At 66.1% G+C, this 16,981-nt stretch carries 8 protein-coding genes; 6 read left to right on the top strand and 2 right to left on the bottom strand.

The annotated features are described in order from the left end of the window. The first annotated feature begins 10 nt into the window (after positions 1 to 10). Genes MTAB308_RS19535 through MTAB308_RS19510 form a run of 6 tightly spaced genes read left to right on the top strand, consistent with a single transcriptional unit; the run spans position 11 to position 9,629 of the window. Positions 11 to 4,432 carry a type I polyketide synthase gene (locus tag MTAB308_RS19535; RefSeq protein ID WP_281253123.1) on the top strand — a complete coding sequence of 1,474 codons (4,422 nt, stop codon included), beginning with the start codon at positions 11 to 13 and terminating at the stop codon, positions 4,430 to 4,432. A gap of 22 nt (positions 4,433 to 4,454) precedes the next feature. Then, complete coding sequence (locus MTAB308_RS19530; protein ID WP_077101373.1) at positions 4,455 to 5,453, top strand: ATP-binding cassette domain-containing protein; 999 nt, start codon at positions 4,455 to 4,457, stop codon at positions 5,451 to 5,453. Next, positions 5,450 to 6,265 carry an ABC transporter permease gene (locus tag MTAB308_RS19525; RefSeq protein WP_077101371.1) on the top strand — a complete coding sequence of 272 codons (816 nt, stop codon included), beginning with the start codon at positions 5,450 to 5,452 and terminating at the stop codon, positions 6,263 to 6,265. The genes MTAB308_RS19530 and MTAB308_RS19525 overlap by 4 nt, the downstream gene beginning before the upstream one ends. Next, positions 6,262 to 7,089: an ABC transporter permease gene (locus MTAB308_RS19520; RefSeq protein ID WP_077101369.1), complete on the top strand. Its 828-nt coding sequence runs from the start codon at positions 6,262 to 6,264 to the stop codon at positions 7,087 to 7,089. The genes MTAB308_RS19525 and MTAB308_RS19520 overlap by 4 nt, the downstream gene beginning before the upstream one ends. A gap of 15 nt (positions 7,090 to 7,104) precedes the next feature. Further along, on the top strand, positions 7,105 to 8,370 hold the full coding sequence (locus tag MTAB308_RS19515; protein ID WP_077101367.1) for a phthiocerol/phthiodiolone dimycocerosyl transferase: 1,266 nt from the start codon (positions 7,105 to 7,107) through the stop codon (positions 8,368 to 8,370). Beyond that, complete coding sequence (locus MTAB308_RS19510; protein WP_077101365.1) at positions 8,367 to 9,629, top strand: saccharopine dehydrogenase family protein; 1,263 nt, start codon at positions 8,367 to 8,369, stop codon at positions 9,627 to 9,629. Before MTAB308_RS19515 ends, MTAB308_RS19510 begins: the two co-directional genes overlap by 4 nt. A 28-nt stretch (positions 9,630 to 9,657) precedes the next feature. Here MTAB308_RS19510 and MTAB308_RS19505 read toward each other — a convergent pair whose 3' ends face one another. Both MTAB308_RS19505 and pks2 read right to left on the bottom strand, forming a co-directional pair. After that, positions 9,658 to 10,275: a TetR/AcrR family transcriptional regulator gene (locus MTAB308_RS19505; RefSeq protein WP_066916183.1), complete on the bottom strand. Its 618-nt coding sequence runs from the start codon at positions 10,273 to 10,275 to the stop codon at positions 9,658 to 9,660. Then, positions 10,272 to 16,613 (bottom strand): sulfolipid-1 biosynthesis phthioceranic/hydroxyphthioceranic acid synthase, encoded by a 6,342-nt coding sequence (pks2, locus tag MTAB308_RS19500; RefSeq protein WP_083746594.1) that lies wholly within the window; start codon positions 16,611 to 16,613, stop codon positions 10,272 to 10,274. Before pks2 ends, MTAB308_RS19505 begins: the two co-directional genes overlap by 4 nt. Positions 16,614 to 16,981 lie beyond the last annotated feature (368 nt).

Raw genomic sequence — 16,981 nt, 5'->3', positions numbered from 1 at the left:
CTCAACGGGTTTGCCGGCCAACGCAATCGCCGTGGTCGGCATGGCCGGCAGATTCCCGGGCGCCAACGACGTGTCGGCCTTCTGGGACAATCTTCGCCGCGGCGAAGAATCGATCGTCACGCTCTCAGAGCAACAGCTGAAGGCTGCCGGGATCGGCGATGAAGTGCTGGCCAATCCCGCGTATGTGCGGCGGGCGCCGGTCATCGACGGGTTCGACGAGTTCGACGCCGACTACTTCGGATTCCCACCGCAATCCGCTCGGACGCTGGACCCGCAGCACCGCCTATTCCTTCAATGCGCGTGGCATGCCTTCGAGGATGCCGGCTGCGACCCCGCGCGGTTCGACGGCGCCATCGGCGTCTACGGAACCTGCTCCCCCAGCGGCTATCTCCTGCACAACCTGTCGTCCCACCATGGCGAAGACGCCTTCCTGGGAACGGGCCTCAACTTCGAGCAGTTCAACCTGTTCCTGCAGAACGACAAGGATTTCCTCGCCACGCGGGTGTCCCATCAATTCAATCTTCGCGGCCCGAGCCTGACGGTCCAGACCGCATGCTCGTCATCGCTCGTCGCGGTCCATCTGGCCTGTCAGAGCCTGCTCAGCGGGGAATGCGACATGGCGCTTGCCGGAGGGGTGTCGCTGTCGGTCCCCCACCGGGTGGGTTACTGGAACTCGCCGGGGTCGATGGTGTCGGCGGTCGGCCACTGCCGTCCCTTCGACGTGCGGGCCGACGGCACGGTTTTCGGCAGCGGTGTGGCCATCGTAGTCCTCAAACCGTTTCAGGCCGCCGTCGAAGCCGGGGATCGGATTCACGCCGTCATCCGCGGGTCGGCGATCAACAACGACGGCTCGGCGAAGATGGGGTACGCGGCTCCCAGCCCGGTCGCTCAGGCCGATGTCATCGCGGAAGCTCACGCGGTCTCGGGCATCGATTCCTCCACCGTGAGCTACGTCGAGACGCACGGAACCGGCACACCGCTGGGTGATCCCATCGAAATCCAGGGCCTGCGAACCGCGTTCGCCGTGTCGCAGATGCCTCGAACCGGTCCCTGTGTCTTAGGGTCCGTCAAGTCGAACATCGGCCACCTCGAAGTCGCGGCCGGCGTCGTGAGCCTGATCAAAACGATTCTCTGCCTGAAGCACAAGGCGATTCCCGCGACACTGCACTTCACCAGCCCGAACCCGGAACTCCGCCTCGACGAGACCCCTTTCGCGGTGCAAAGCGCCTACGGCCCGTGGGAATGGGATGGAGTGCTCAGGGCCGGCGTCAGCTCGTTCGGGGTGGGCGGAACCAACGCGCACCTCGTCGTCGAGGAGGCGCCCCCGGTTGCGGCGCCCGCCGAGCCGGCGGACCCGCAGGTGATCCTGCTCTCGACGGAAACTGAAGCCGCACTGGAGGAATCGCGCAACGCTCTAGCCGCGGCGCTAAACGAAACGGGCGCCCCGAGCCTGTCCGACGTCGCTTTCACCCTCGCCGGGCGCCGTAAGCACAGCATCACCATGGCGGCCGTGGTTCACGACCGCGAACAGGCGGTCGCGGTCTTGCGGACTTCCGAGCATGACAACGTCTTCGTCGGGGAATCCGTCGGCGGAAACGTCGAGTCGGGGTCGCAACGCGTCGTTTTCATGTTTCCGGGTCAGGGCTCTCAGCACGGCGGCATGGCCCGGGGCTTGTACGACACCACGCCCGCCTTCGCCGAACACTTCGACATCTGCGCCGCGGGATTCCACAATGAGATGGGGATCGACCTACACGCCGAGATATTCGGCGATAGCACAACCGATTTGGAGCGCATTGACCGCTCCCAACCCGCGCTGTTCACAGTGGAATACGCGCTTGCGCGACTGGTGGAAAACTATGGGGTGCGCGCTGGAGCATACATCGGCTACAGCACCGGCGAATACATCGCGGCCACCCTGGCCGGGGTATTCGACCTCGAGACTGCGATCAAGGCGGTGTCATTGCGTGCCCGCCTGATGCACGAATCCCCACCGGGCTCGATGGTGGCGGTGGCACTGGGTCCCGACGACATCGAACCGTACCTTGCGGAGTACGCCGTTAAGGGAGTGGGCCTTTCCGCAGTGAACGATCCCGGCAACTGCGTTATCGCCGGTCCTAACGACGAGATCCGCGCATTCACCCAACGCCTTCGCGGGGACGGTATCGCCGCGCGACGCGTCCGCGCCACACACGCGTTTCATTCCAGCTCGATGGATGCCGTGGCGGCGGAGTTCCAAGATTTCCTGTCCGGTGTCGAGCTTCGGCGGCCGCACACACCCCTACTCAGCAACCTCACCGGGACCTGGATGTCCGATGAGCAAATCACCGACCCCGCCGCCTGGGCTCGCCAGATCAGTTCCACGATCAGGTTCGGGGACGAGCTCGAGGCGGTGCTGACCGACCCGTGCCGGATCCTCGTCGAGGTCGGCCCGGGTGGCAGCCTGACGGGTTCGGCGATGCGGCACCCGAAGTGGTCGGGCGGACATCGCGCGGTTCGGCTCATGCGGCACCCGATCCAGAACGTCGATGATCGGGACACCTTCCTGCTCGGGCTCGGCCAACTGTCGGCGGCTGGTGTCCAGGTCGAGTGGCCGCGCCCGTCGGGGCCCGCGCCGCGAACCGTTTCTCTGCCCGGTTATCCCTTTGCTCACCAACGGCATTGGATCGACCCGAAGCCGATCAACTGGACCGGCCTGGCCGCGGGATCGCACGCGCCCGACGTGTCCACCAATGGTGCCGGTGCCGGCGCCCAAGCCGAACAGTCCCCCAACGGGCAGGCGCAGACCGAGGCGGCGCTGCGGCAGATCTGGATGCGGTGCTTAGGTGTCAATTCGATCGACCGCAACGATAACTTCTTCGACCTCGGCGGTGATTCCCTGATCTCGATTGGCATTTCGACCGCCGCCACCAACGCGGGCCTGGACGTCACGCCGCAGGATCTTTATCGACACCCTACTTTGGCCACCCTCGCGAAACACGTCGATGCGAAAGACGCCGCGGGCAGCTTGGCGAAACCGATTGACCCCACTACTCATACCTGCGTCCCGCCGAATGTAATGCAGTTCTTCGACCAAGGAGTGCAGGAGACCGGTTCCTGGCGATGCCCGCTGATCTTCAGGCTCGCCCCCGTCGTGGGCGTCGAAGACATCCGGGCCGTGCTCACCGCGGTGGCCGACCACCACGACGCGTTACGCCTTCGGCTCGTCGAACGCGCGGGGACGTGGGAGCAGCACATCGCCGCACCGCAGGAATTTGAACTGCTATCGACCCGAACGCTTCCGAGCGACCTGACGGGTGGCGAACCCGCCGGGCTGCGGGCAGCCCTGCTGAACATCGCGGCTGAGGCCGCTGATGGCCAGACCGCATCGTTGACCGCCACACACGTTTCCGGTCCGGAGCCCAGTGCGCAGGGCAGCAGCCACCTGATCTTGTCCATGCACGAAGTGATCGCGGACAACGCATCTCGCGAGATCCTGCTGACCGACCTGCTCACCGCATTCACTCAGCGACTTGCGGGCGAGGGAATTTTGCTGCCCCCGACCAGCGCGCAATGGCGCGATTGGTCTCTGCGATCCGGGACACTGGCGACGCACCCGGCGGTCCTGGACACCCGTGACTTCTGGCTGGAGAACTCCAACACGGCGACATTGCGGCTGGGCGACCCGGAAGTCACCGACCGCCCCCATTCCAGCGACCTGGCGCGGGTGCCGTCGGCGCTGACCGTCGACAAAACGGCCGAGATCGACGACGCCCGCCGGAGGCTGGGCGTGCCGATCGAGGAGATCCTACTGGCGGCACTAGGTCGGACAATCGCCCAGACCCTCGGCGAGGGTGTGGTTTCGGTCGACTTGGAGGGCGCCGGGCGCACCGTGCTGAGGCCCGACGTGGACCTGCGCAGGACCATTGGCCGTTTCACCACGATCTATCCTGCTCCGATTCCGTGCACGAGGGACGGCGATGCGGCGACGCTGCTGAGCACTGTCAGCGACACGCTCAGATCCGTTCCGCACCATGGGATCGGCTACGCACTACTTCGCTACGTCTACGCACCCACCGCACCGCTGTTCGCCGCCGCCGGCCCCTCCGACATCCACTTCCGCTACGTGGGTCTGATCCCCCAGCTACCGCCAGTCGATGCACCGGTCCAGTTCGACTCCGACGCGGCGCTGCCGGTGCGCGACCCGATTCCGGGCCTAGGCCATGCCATCGAGTTTCGCGTATACCGCCACTCCGGCTCGCTGCATCTCGATTGGTGGTATGACACCCGCCGCGTTGCGAGCGCAACGATCGAGGCTCTGGCGCAGCGCTTCCCGTTGGCTTTGCGGGTGCTGCTCGAACAGGCCATCGCCGCAATCCCCGACGACGGCAACACTGCTTCGGAGCCAGTGGAACTGGCCCTAGTGGACTTGTCCGCGCGCGACGCGGGTTGAGGGCTGAGAGGAAGGAAGGCCAATGGGCGACGCCGAGAGGACTTTTGACAAGGCGGTCATCGTCGATGGGGTACGCAAGACCTACGACGACGTGGTGGCCTTGCAGAACGTCAGCTTCGAAGTCGGCCGCGGCGAGGTGATCGGCCTCCTCGGGCCCAACGGCGCGGGGAAGACCACGCTCGTCGACATCCTGTCGACCCTGAGCCGGCCCGATCGAGGCCATGCAATCGTCGCCGGTTATGACTGCGTCTCCGAGCCCGCGGGTGTGCGCCGGTCGATCATGCTTACCGGCCAACAGGTGGCCCTCGACGACATGCTCACCGGGTTAGAAAACCTCGTCATGTTCGGCCGGTTGTACGGACTGGGTAAGTCGGCCGCGCGCATCCGCGCCGAAGAGTTGATCGAAGAATTCGAGCTGGCCTATGCAGGCAATCGGCGCGTGAAAACGTACTCGGGCGGCATGCGCCGGCGGATCGACATCGCCTGCGGTCTGGTGGTCCCCCCGCAGGTGGTCTTCTTGGACGAGCCCTCCACCGGCCTGGATCCGCGCAGCAGGCAAGGGATTTGGGATCTTGTCGGCAACTTCAAGACCTGCGGCATCACCACCTTGCTGACCACGCAGTATCTCGAGGAAGCCGACGCGCTTGCCGACCGCATCATCGTGATCGACCACGGCCGCATCATCGCCGAGGGCACCGCCGACGAGCTCAAGGAGCGAACCGGCGCCAGTTATTGCGAAATCGTCCCGCAGGATCTCAGGGATCTACCGGTGATCGCCGAGACGCTCGGCTCGTTGTTGCCCGAGAAGAACAGGGCCGCACTGACTTCCGAATCGGATCGGATCGCCATGCCGGCGCCGGGCGGTACCAGTACCCTTATCGAGGTCGTGGGGCGGCTCGCGGCGGCCAATATCGACCTTGCCGACGTCGCGCTGCGGCGTCCGTCGCTGGACGACGTGTTCCTCACGCTGACCGGGGATTCCGCCGAGCCCCGAACCGTTGTCGCGGAGGTCATGAAGTGACTGCGCCGGCCACCGCGCGGCCCTGCCCGTCAGCGCTCGCACAGTGGTGGGTCCTCACCGGCCGCTTCATCGCCCCGACGCTACGCAACGGTGAGCTCATCATCACCATCGCGTCCTCGGCGATTTTCACCGCCGGCTTCTACATTCCATTGCATCAGCTCATGGGAGCCGCCACCAGGGGCATCGCCAGCAGCTACGCGCAGTACATCATGCCGTTGATCGCGCTGCAGGCGATCACTTTCGCCGCGATGTCGACCGCCTTCCGGGCGGCGACCGACTCGGTACAAGGCATCAATCGCCGCTTCAAATCGATGCCGATCGCCCCGGCTACGCCGGTGGCCGCCCGCATCTCCGCCGCGGTATACCGCTGCTTGGTTTCGTTGGCGGTGGCGCTGGTCTGCGGTCACCTGATTGGATTCCGGTTCCACCGCTCGGCGGTCTACATCGTTGCCTTTTGCACCTTGGTGCTCGTGATCGGAGCGTTGCTGTCTTTCGGTGCGGACCTGGTCGGGACCGCCACCCAGAACCCGGAGGCCATGACGCCGCTACTGATCCTGCCGCCGTTGATCTTTGGACTGCTGTCGGTGGGTGTCCAGCCGGTCGAGCAGTTTCCTCGCTGGATCCAGCCCATCGTGCGCGACCAGCCGGTTTCGAGGTTCGTGGACACCCTGCGCGCCCTGGCCGGTGACACCCCACCGCATGGCGGTCCCGTCACGTGGTCCGTGCTGGCGCCGTCGCTGGCGTGGCTATGCGGATTGGCCGCGATGCTGCTACCGGCATCGGCAATGGTTTTGTCGAGGCGGGCGCGATGACCCTGGTTGACGAAAAGACCACCGACCACGGCGTTGACCGGCGGTGCTACGAGAATTCCGCACGGGTTCTGGTCCCACAGACCCTGGTGCAGACGCGACGGATACTTCTGCGGTGGGGGCGCGACCTCACCGCGATGGTCGAAGTGCTGGTGTTGCCCGTCCTGTTCCTGCTGACTGTGAATATTGTTTTGGGCCATATGGTTTCACAAGTCACCGGGCACAGCGCGCTGTACGGCACGGTTCCGATGAACGCCCTCGCCGCCGCGATCAACGGATCGGCGATCGGGGCGATCGGCCTCATCGGGGAGCGAGACGACGGCCTGCTGCGCCGGTTGTGGGTGCTGCCCGTGCACCGCGCGTCGGGTGTTTGTTCGCGGGTCGTCGCCGAGGCGGTTCGGATCACGATCACCACGGCGGTGTTGGTTGCCGTCGGAATGATGCTCGGGTTCCGCTTCCACCAGGGCTTGCTGGCCATTCTGGCATGGCTGATCGTTCCGGTCATTTTCGGGCTGTCCTACGCAACCCTCATCACAATGGTGGCGTTGCACGCCGCAAAAAATTTCCTGCTCGAGGCGGTTACACTCGTTCACCTGCTCGCCGTCGTCTTCTCGACCGGGTTTCTGCCGGTAGACCAATTTCCGAAGTGGATACAGCCAGTGGTCGCACACCAGCCGATGAGCTACGCGATCGAAGCGATGCGCGGATTGTCGCTGGGCGGCCCGGTGCGATGGCCCATGCTCGCAACGCTGCTGTGGGCCACCGGCATCACCGCCGTATGCATCGGCCCGACGCTGATCGGCTATCGGCGCGCCAGCACGCACTGAACTAAGGAGTCCTAGGTGTTTCCCGGATCGGTCATCCGAAAACTGGCCCGCAGCGAGGAAGTATTCGCAGTCAACGAGACCTATTTCGCGTTCACGGCGCACCTCAAAGGCGCCATCGACGTCGACGCGATGTCGGACGCCTTCGACGCGCTCCTGGAGACCCATCCGATTTTCACCGGCCGCCTCGAGAAGGCCGACGACGGCCGCTACCAGATCGTGGCCGAAGACGTCCTGCACCAAGGTCTTTGGGTGGTCGACGACGGCGCCGATTCCAATGCCATTTCGACACCCGCCGGATTGCTACTGGATCAAAGCCATTCTCTGATGAATCTGCGGTTGGAACGCACTGAAGGGGGCGGCGCACTGACGCTGTATACCCACCACAGCCTGGCCGACGCCCACCACGCGTTCGGTCTTCTCGAGGAGCTTTTCACCCTTTACACCAACGTGGTGGAAACCGGCGACCCTGGACCGGGGATACCGCAACCCGCACCCGAACCGCTGGAGGCGTTGCTTGAGCAGCGCGGAATCGAAAAACAGCGGCGGTCCGGACTCGAGCGGCTCTACCCGGCGGCGTTCGCCTACGACCTGCAGGCGGTCCAGACGCCGCCCATGGCGTCGAACCATGATGCCATCCAACCCATTCCGGTGGCCCGCATCCGGTTCACCGAGCAGGAGACGTCCGACCTAGTGGAGTTTGGGCGTGCCAATCAGCTCAGCCTGAACTCCGTGGTGGCGGCGGCCATCCTGCTGGCCGAGTGGGACCTTCGCAACACGCCGCACATCCCGATCCCATACGTTTATCCGGTCGACTTGCGATACATCCTGTCGCCCCCGGCAAGCCTGACCGGCAGCACGCTGCCGTTGGGGGTGGCAATTTATCTTGCCGAGATCGGGCCCGACACCGAGCTCGTCGATGTGGCCCGCGGTATCGTCGACGCTTTTCGAGCTGACTTGTCCGACGGCGTGATTCAGCAGTCCACGCTGCACTTCAACCTGCAATACGAAGGAACTCCGCCCGGGCTGCCCCCGTTTGTGCTGTGCACAGACACCGGCACGATCCCCGGCCTGAACACGCCGCCGGGCTTGGAGGTGGCGGACTTCCACAGCGAATTGCACTTCCCCACCCGCGCGCCGGTCGATCTCTACAGTTGCGGGACCTTTGCGGGCCTGCTGTTCATCGAGCACCATGCACATCTGCCGGGGCGGGAAAAGTCGTTAGAGGCGATACGTTCGCTGCTGTGCTCCCTGCCCGCCGAGGACAGCTGGGTCATGGAGTGACAGCCGAGCGCGAGTTCGACATCGTTTTGTACGGTGCCAGTGGCTTTTCCGGCGCGTTGACGGCCCAATACCTCGCGCACGCGGGGTCGCGAGCGCGGATCGCGCTGGCCGGTCGCTGCGGCGACCGCCTGTTGGGCGTGCGGCAGCAGCTCGGCCCAACCGCGCAGGATTGGCCGCTGATCGTCGCCGACGCGTCGCGACCATCGACGCTGGCAGCGATGGCCGCCCGGGCCCGGGTGGTGCTGACGACCGTGGGCCCCTACACGCGGTACGGCCTGCCGCTGGTCGCGGCCTGCGCCGCGGCCGGAACGGACTACGCCGACCTGACCGGAGAGCTGGTGTTCGGCCGGGCCAGCATCGACCACTACCACCAATGGGCTGTCGACACCGGTGCGCGGATCGTGCTCTCCTGCGGATTCGATTCAATCCCTTCGGATCTCAATGTCTATCAGCTCCACCGCCAAGTCGTCGAGGACGGTGCGGGTGAACTCGGCCGCACGACGATGGTGCTGCGCTCCTTTCGCCAATCCGCCGCTTCCGGCGGCACCATCGCTTCGCTACTCGAAGCGATGCGCAGCGCCTCGGCCGACGCGCAAACCCACCGGATCCTCAACGACCCCTACACGCTGACCACCGACCGCGCCAGCGAACCAGAACTCGGTCCGCAACCGGACTTCCAGCGACGTCGGGGCCGCGAGGTCGCGCCGGACCTTGCGGGTTTCGGGATCGGCGGATTTGTGATGGCCCCGTATAACACGCGCATAGTGCGTCGCAGCAACGCATTGCAGGGCTGGTCCTACGGCAGGCAGTTTCGCTACTCGGAAACCATGAGCCTCGGAAAGTCGCTCGCAGCACCGATCACCGCTGCGGCGATGACGGGTGCCTTGGCGTTCGGCTTCAGTCTGGGCAACAAGCACTTGCGGCGATTGCCCCGGTCAGTCGTGGGGCGCATCATGCCCAAGCCGGGCTCCGGTCCGAGCGACGCCGCCCGCAGGCGCGGCCACTACACCGTCGAGACGTATACCACCACGACTGCCGGCGCGCGCTACGTGGCGACGTTTGCGCAGAACTGCGACGCTTACCAGGGCACGTCGATGCTGCTGGGCGAGAGCGGTCTCGCATTGGCACTGGATCGCGACCGCCTCTCCCCGTTGCGGGGGGTGCTCACGCCCGCGGCGGCGATGGGCGACGTGCTGTTGGCCCGTCTCCCGGCCGCAGGGGTGTCCATGGCGGCCGAACGAATCCGTGCCCGGCAGTGAGCAATCCTCGTCAGCGACGAGCCAAAAATTACCGAGTGGGTTCGGTTGCGTATCCCGAATATATCCGGCCACGCAAGCGGCTCCCCAGAGCGCAGTCGAATGCGCGTAGACACATTTCGGTGAGATCGGCGCGCGAGATATTCTTCGACTCAATCCATTTCACGCAGGCTGCGCGGACGAACGCCAACCACGCCTCTACGGCGATCTCGGCGGCCTCGCGCAGACATCCGTCCTCGACGAGTTGATCGATCAGCCGTTGACCCACAACGTTGAGTTCTTCCGCGACGATCGCCTGGACTGCCGGGTCATCTGACCAAACGCCGCGGTTGATCGTGACGGCTTCAAAGGGGCGATCGACAAACGATTGGATATGGGCCTCGAGTCCGGTGGCCAGCTGCTCTGCGAGCGACAGCTGCGGATCATCGCTCATGTGTGCCAGCATGCGACTACTAGCACGCCGGAATATCGCCGCGTATAAGTCTCGCTTGCACGGAAAGTAGTGATACAGCGTCGCTCTCGAGACATGCGCGCGGGCAGCGATGTCGTCCATCTGGACGTCTTCGTATGGCATTTCCGCAAACATCGCCGCTCCCGTGTCGATCAGCTGTTCGCGTCGCTGCTGCGGCTCCAGCCGGCGTCGTTTCACTTCCCACCACCGACATTCGAGGACCCACCGATGAGCGACTCTGGTTTGCCGTAGGGCGGTCCACCGGATTGGGTCGCGGACAGGTCGGAGGCGAGCGTTTCTGATAGGTGCAGACCCAAGGCACGAGCGGAGTTGTAGGTTGCGATGGTCTTGGGGGTGATTCGCAGTCCGGTTTCAGCTTCGATGCGGGTCCGCAGTTCGAGGTTGCCCAGCGAGTCCAGGCCATGGTCGGCGAACGGGCGGTCGGGGTCGATCGCACGCCGCAAAATCAGGCCGGTCTGCTCGGCTATCAGGCGCCGAAGCCGGACCGGCCATTCATCCTGCGACAGAGTCAGCAGTTCCGCACGCAGCGTAAAGCTTTCGGCCGCGTGTCGGTCTCCGGCCGTCCGGAAAGCCTCGGCGAACGAGCTGCGCGCAACGAGCGACGCGAGCCATGGCGCACCGGTGGTCGGAACGTAGCCGGTGTAGCCCCGGTCGTAACGCAGCAAAGTCTCGAACGCCTGAGCGCCCTCTTCCGGGGTGATCATCGTGGTCCGTCCGCTCGCCGCCATGAATGCCGCCCGGCCGATTTCGCCCCACGCACCCCAGGCGATCGAGCTGGAGGGAAGACCTTGGCTGCGACGCCAGTGGGTGAAGGCGTCCAGCCAGCTGCAGGCCGCGGCGTAGGCCCCCTGACCGGCCGAGCCGAATAGCGCGGCTACCGAGGAGAAGGAGCAGAACCAATCCAGCGGCTGGTCCGCGGTCGCCTGGTGCAGGTTCCACACGCCGTATACCTTTGGCGCCCAGTCCCGATCGATCAGCTCGTCGGTGATGTTGGCCAGGGTCGCGTCCTCGACCACCGCGGCGGCGTGCAGGACCCCGCGCAGCGGAAGCCCGGTGGCGGTGGCCGCGGCCACGACTTGAGCCGCAGTGTCGGCCTCGGCGATGTTGCCGCACTTCACGACGATGTCGGCTCCAGTCGCCCAGAGCCGTTCGATGGCCTGTCGGGTTCGCGGCGTTGGGTTGGAACGGGCCGTCAGCACGATCCGCCCGCAGCCCGCCTTGGCCATCTCACCGGCCAAAAACAGCCCGAGACCGCCGAGGCCACCTGTAACGATATAGGCGCCGTCGTTGCGAAACACTGGAGCATGCTCGGGCGCCACCGCCGCCAGGGTCTCACCGGTACGGGGCACGGTGAGTACAAGCTTGCCGGTGTGCTCGGCGCCGCTCATAACCCGGATCGCGGTAGCGGCTTGCGACAGCGGGTATTCCGTGCAGGCCGGCATCGGCAGGTGACCGTCCGCGATCCGCTCGTACACCGTCTGCAGCAGCCTCTGCAATCGCTGCGGGTGGGTCTTTGACAGCAGCGCCAGATCGACGGCATGGAACGTGAGGTTGCGCCGGAACGGTAAGAGACCCAGCCGGGTATCGGCGTAGATGTCGCGCTTGCCGATCTCGACGAAGCGCCCGCTGTAGGCCAGTAGGTCCAGCCCGGCGCGCTGCGCCGCTCCGGTCAGCGAGTTCAGCACGATGTCGACGCCGCGGCCGTCGGTGTCGCGAGGGATCCGCTCGGCGAAGTCCATGCCGCGCGAGTCGTACACATGTTCAATGCCCATGTCCCGCAGCATTGCCCGTCGCTCCGGGCTGCCAGCGGTGGCGAAGATCTCGGCCCCCACCATCCGGGCGATGCCTATCGCGGCCTGACCGACACCGCCGGTGCCGGAGTGAATCAGCACCTTGTCTTCGGCCGAGATCCTGGCCAGGTCGCACAGTCCGTACCACGCGGTGCCGTACGCGGTTGCCGCCGCGGCGGCCAGCCCGGCGGTGAGGCCGTGCGGCAGGGTGGCGACCAGCCTGGCGTCGCAGGTGACGAACGTGCTCCAGCTGCCGTTGGCGTACCCGGAGAAGCCGCCCACCCAGTCGCCGACCCGGTGGTCGGTCACGTCGGCGCCGACGCGCGCCACCACGCCGCCCAGGTCGAATCCCAGTTGATGCGGCCGACCTTCGAGATCGGGGTAACGCCCCAGGGCCGCAAGGACATCGGCGAAGTTGATGCTGGACGCGTTGACCGCGATCTCGACCTCGCCCGGCCCCGGCGGCTTTCGGTCCAGGGCAACGCATTCCAGCGTCTGCAGGTCACCGGGATGACGCACCGTCATGCGCATCCGCTCGGACTCGTGCTGCACCGTGGCGACCCGCCGTTCGTCGGCGCCCAGCGGCGTGCAGCGGAGCCGCGCCGTGTACCACTGCCCACCCCGCCAGGCGGTCTCGTCTTCCTGCGAAGAAGTCAGCAATTCGTGCGCCACCTGCTCGGCGTCAGCATCTTCCCGCAGGTCGATCTGGGTGGGCCGCAGCTGTGGGTTCTCCGCGCCGATCACCCGCAGCAGGCCGCGCAGTCCGGCCTGCACCAGGTTGGGCTGGTCATCGGGCAACACGATCTGGGCTTGCCTGGTGACCACGTACAGCCGGGGCGGCTGAGCCGAGAGTTCCGGCAATTCGCGAGTCATGCGCACTAGGTGGCGCACCTGTTCGCGGCCTCGCAATAGCCCTTGCTCGTCCAAATCGCCGGCCGGTGGCGGGCAGACGATCACCAAACCTTCTAGGCCGCTATGCACCTCGGCACCGAGCTGTTCGGCGTTGGCCACTCGATCGGTCGACTCTGGCCAGATCAGGGTCTCACATTGCGCACCAGACACTTTCAGCGCATCCGCGAGCCGCGATGTCAGTGGATCGGCATCGGCGGTGTCGACCAGCAGCCACCTCCCGAATGCCCGCTCGGGCACTGGTGGCAGCGCCTGCGGCTGCCAGTCGATGGTCAGGAGCCGCTCGGTCATCAGCTGGTCGGCGGCGCCGCCGCTGATAGCCATACGCAGGCCCTGCACGACCAGCAGGACCGCGCCGTCTTCGGCCAGCAGATCCAGATCGACCTCGACCGCTGACCCGCTGACTGATGTGACCCGCAGGTGGCAATACCGCGCGGCACGCGTCGAAGCGTATCGACGCAGCCGCCGCACACTCAGCGGCACCAATCCCCTCCCCTCGGAGGCGCCCTGCACGGCCGGGTGTGCCAGCACCGACTGAAAGCAAGCATCCAGTAACGCGGGATGAACGCAGTAGCCCGTCGGTTGACCCCGAACTGCGCTGGGCAGCCGCACCTCTGCAACGACACTGCGGCTTTTTGTTGCGGCGGTGCGTGCCGACACCAAACCACCGAAGGCAGGCCCGTATTCGACGCCGCGCTCGGCGAACGACTGCCGCAGCGCGGCGCCCTCCGTCGGCTGCGGGTGGGTGGCCAGCAGGGCGGCGATGTCGCGCTGCGGTGGCTCCTGATCGTCGGCCGCGCGGAGCACAGCGCCGCCTCGCCGCGTGCGCTCACCCTCGCGCTCGGTCTGCACCACGAGATCGACCACGCCGTCGCCCTCAACGGAGGCCACCGTGCTCACCACAGTCTCCTCGTCGAGTAGCAGCATCTGCTCGAGGCGAACATCGCACACGTCGGAATTCGGACCCATAACCATTTCGGCGGACGCCAGTGCCATTTCGCAGAAGGCGGCCCCCGGAAAGACGGCAACCCCGTTCACCCGGTGATCGGCCAGCCAGGGCAGCGCCGCGGTGCCGATCTCCCCCTGCCAGGCGTGGCGTTCCGGCTCTTCCGGCAACTGCACGTGCGCGCCGAGCAGTGGGTGCACGGTAACCGTCGACTTGCCGTGCGACCCCGCCCCCGGCTCGTCGGTCTCGAGGAGCAGCCGCTGACGGGTCCACGTCGGCAGCGGGGCATCCACCAGGCGACCGCGCGGATACGGTACCGGGAAGTCGATCGCGGCGCCGGCACCGTACAGATCCGCCACGGAGCCGAGCACGCCGAAAGGCATCGGCTGTTCGCGGCGCATGGCCGGGACTGCCTGCACCGCGATGTCGGCGGCGCCGGCGGTTTGTTCCACCGCACGGATCAGCAGCGGGTGCGGCGAGGGCTCGCCGAACACCCGGTGGCCGTCGTCCAGGGCGGCCTGCACCGCGGCGGCGAACTTCACCGACTGCCGGAGGTTGTTCACCCAGTAGCTGGCGTCGAAAGCCGGGATGATCCGTGGATCATCAAGCGTCGCAGAGTAATACGACACATTCGGCGTCGTCGGGGTGAGGTCTGCAAGCTGGTCGGCCAGTTCGTCAAGAATCGGATCGACCTGCGACGAGTGCGACGCGACGTCCACCGCCACCTCGCGGGCCATGACCTCACGGCCCTCCCATTCGGCTACCAGGTCGCGCACCGCTTGGGTCGCTCCGCCCACCACCGTGGAGTTCGGTGACGCGATCACCGACACTTCGACGTCGCTCACTCCGCGGGCGGCCAGCTCCTGCCGCACCTGCTGGGCCGGCAGCTCCACCGAAGCCATCGCTCCCGCACCCGCGATTCGCGACATCAACTTCGAACGCCGGCAGACCACCTTGACACCGTCCTGCAGCGAGAGCGCCCCGGCGACGACGGCGGCCGAGATCTCGCCAAGGGAATGCCCGATCACGGCGCCGGGCTGTACGCCGTAGGCGCGCATGGCGGTGGCCAGGGCGACCTGGAAAATGAAAAGCGTCGGTTGCACCCGGTCGATGTCAGTGACGACTTCGGGGGCCGACATCGCCTCGCGCACTGAGAATCCGGACTCCCGTGCGATCAGCGGCTCGGCGTGGGTGACGGTCGCCGCGAACACCGCATCGTTGGCCAGCAGGTCGGCGCCCATGCCCGCCCACTGCGATCCCTGGCCCGAGAAGACCCAGACCGGGCCGCGGTCGCCGTGACCCGACACCGGAGCGTAGGGGGTTTCTGCGCCGGCGATTTCACGCAACCCCGCGGCCAGCCCCTCGGCGTCGCCCGCAATGACGGCGGTGCGGACGGTCCGGTGTGCGCGCCGTCGCGCCAAGGTGTACGCCAGGTCCGAGATAGCCAACCCGTCTTTGTGATCGTCCAGCCATTCGGCCAATCGTTGCGCCGTCTGGCGCAGCGCCCCCCCGGAGGTCGCCGATAGCGGAAACAGCAACGGCCCGTGCGCCACTGGGGCTTCCGGGTCGGTTCGGGCGTCGGGCGCCTGCTCGAGCACGGCGTGCACGTTGGTCCCCGACATGCCGAACGATGTCACCGCCGCCCGTCGCGGCCCCTTGCCTTTGTACGGCCAGGGTATGACTTCCCGCGGCACGAACAAGCCGGTTTCGATTTGCTGTAGCGCCTCGGGCAACTGGGTGAAGTGCGCCATCGGCGGCACCACGCCGTGCTGCAGGCCGAGGACCGCTTTGATCAGACCGACAGCGCCGGCCGCGGCTTCGGTGTGCCCTAGGTTGCTTTTGGCCGATCCGACCGCGACGCGATTGCCGTCGGCACCGTACACCTCGGTCAGACTTATGAATTCGAGCGGATCGCCCACCGGGGTGCCGGTGCCGTGCGCCTCGATCACACCCACGGTGGCCGGCTCCACCCCGGCCACTTCCAACGCCGCCCGGTACACCGCGGCCTGGGCATCCGAGGACGGCGACGTGATGGTCTCGGAACGGCCGTCCTGATTCGCCGCGGTGCCGCGGACGACGGCCAGAATTCGGTCACCGTCACGGAGCGCATCGGGCAAGCGCTTGAGCAGGACCACCGCACAACCGTCCGATCGGACGAACCCGTCGGCGGCAATGTCGAAACTGTGACAGCGGCCGGTCGGCGAGAGCATGCCCTGCGCCGACGCCGAGGCAGAGACCCGCGGGTCCAACACCAGCATCGCGCCTCCGGCCAACGCAAGATCGCTTTCACCCGTGTCCAGGCTCAGACACGCCATGTGCACGGCGAGCAGGCTCGACGAACACGATGTGTCGACCGTCAGCGCCGGACCCAGCAGTCCCAGCCCATAGGCGATCCGGCCGGACGCCATGCTGAAGGGAGTGCAGGTATAGCCGTAGGCATCCTCCAGCGAACCGGCGTCGCCGGTAATCAGCGTGTAGTCCTGTTGGCACAACCCCACGAAAACACCGGTGCGAGAACCACTTAACGAGGCCGGAACGATGCCCGCGTGCTCGATCGCTTCCCACGACGTCTCCAGTAGCAATCGATGCTGCGGATCGATGGCGGTCGCCTCGCGCTCGCCGAAGCCGAAGAACGATGCGTCAAAGCCGCCGATGTCGTCGATGAAGCCACCCCACCGCGACACCGACCGACCGTGCACCCCACGCTCGGGGTCGTAGTGCTCGTCGACGTCCCACCGATCGGCGGGAATCTCCGTCACCAAGTCGTCGCCGCGAAGTAAGGCGCGCCAGAACGCGTTGGGCGAATCTACCCCGCCGGGAAGCCGGCACCCCATCCCGATGATCGCCACAGGGCTGACACGACTTTGCATGGCTTCCAACCTCGCCTCAACTCAACCGGGACTGCTCGCCGGCCGTACCGAACTCTTGAAATTGGAGAGGCTCATCCCACCGCGTCACTCTGACAACCTCGGCCCAATCACGAGGCATCGACGCAGAAACCACACCAGGAAAACTCAGCTTAGACCGCCGCAGCGGCAACGGCTGTCGAAAAGATCAATTTCCCTTCCTAGCCCGAAGGCGTATGTGCCCAGTTGCTAATTCGATGTTGTTGCATACCAATTCATTTCAGAAACGTCAACTCGGCATGGCCGCTACCAGCAGGTAATTTCGCATTGAAGTTTGCGCTCCAACGGATGCGTTTGCCACACGCGTGCCGCCTGACCCGTGATCAGCTGTT

The organism is Mycobacterium terramassiliense (assembly GCF_900157385.1).
Lineage (GTDB): Bacteria > Actinomycetota > Actinomycetes > Mycobacteriales > Mycobacteriaceae > Mycobacterium > Mycobacterium terramassiliense.
This window is presented reverse-complemented; position numbering and strand designations above follow the sequence as displayed.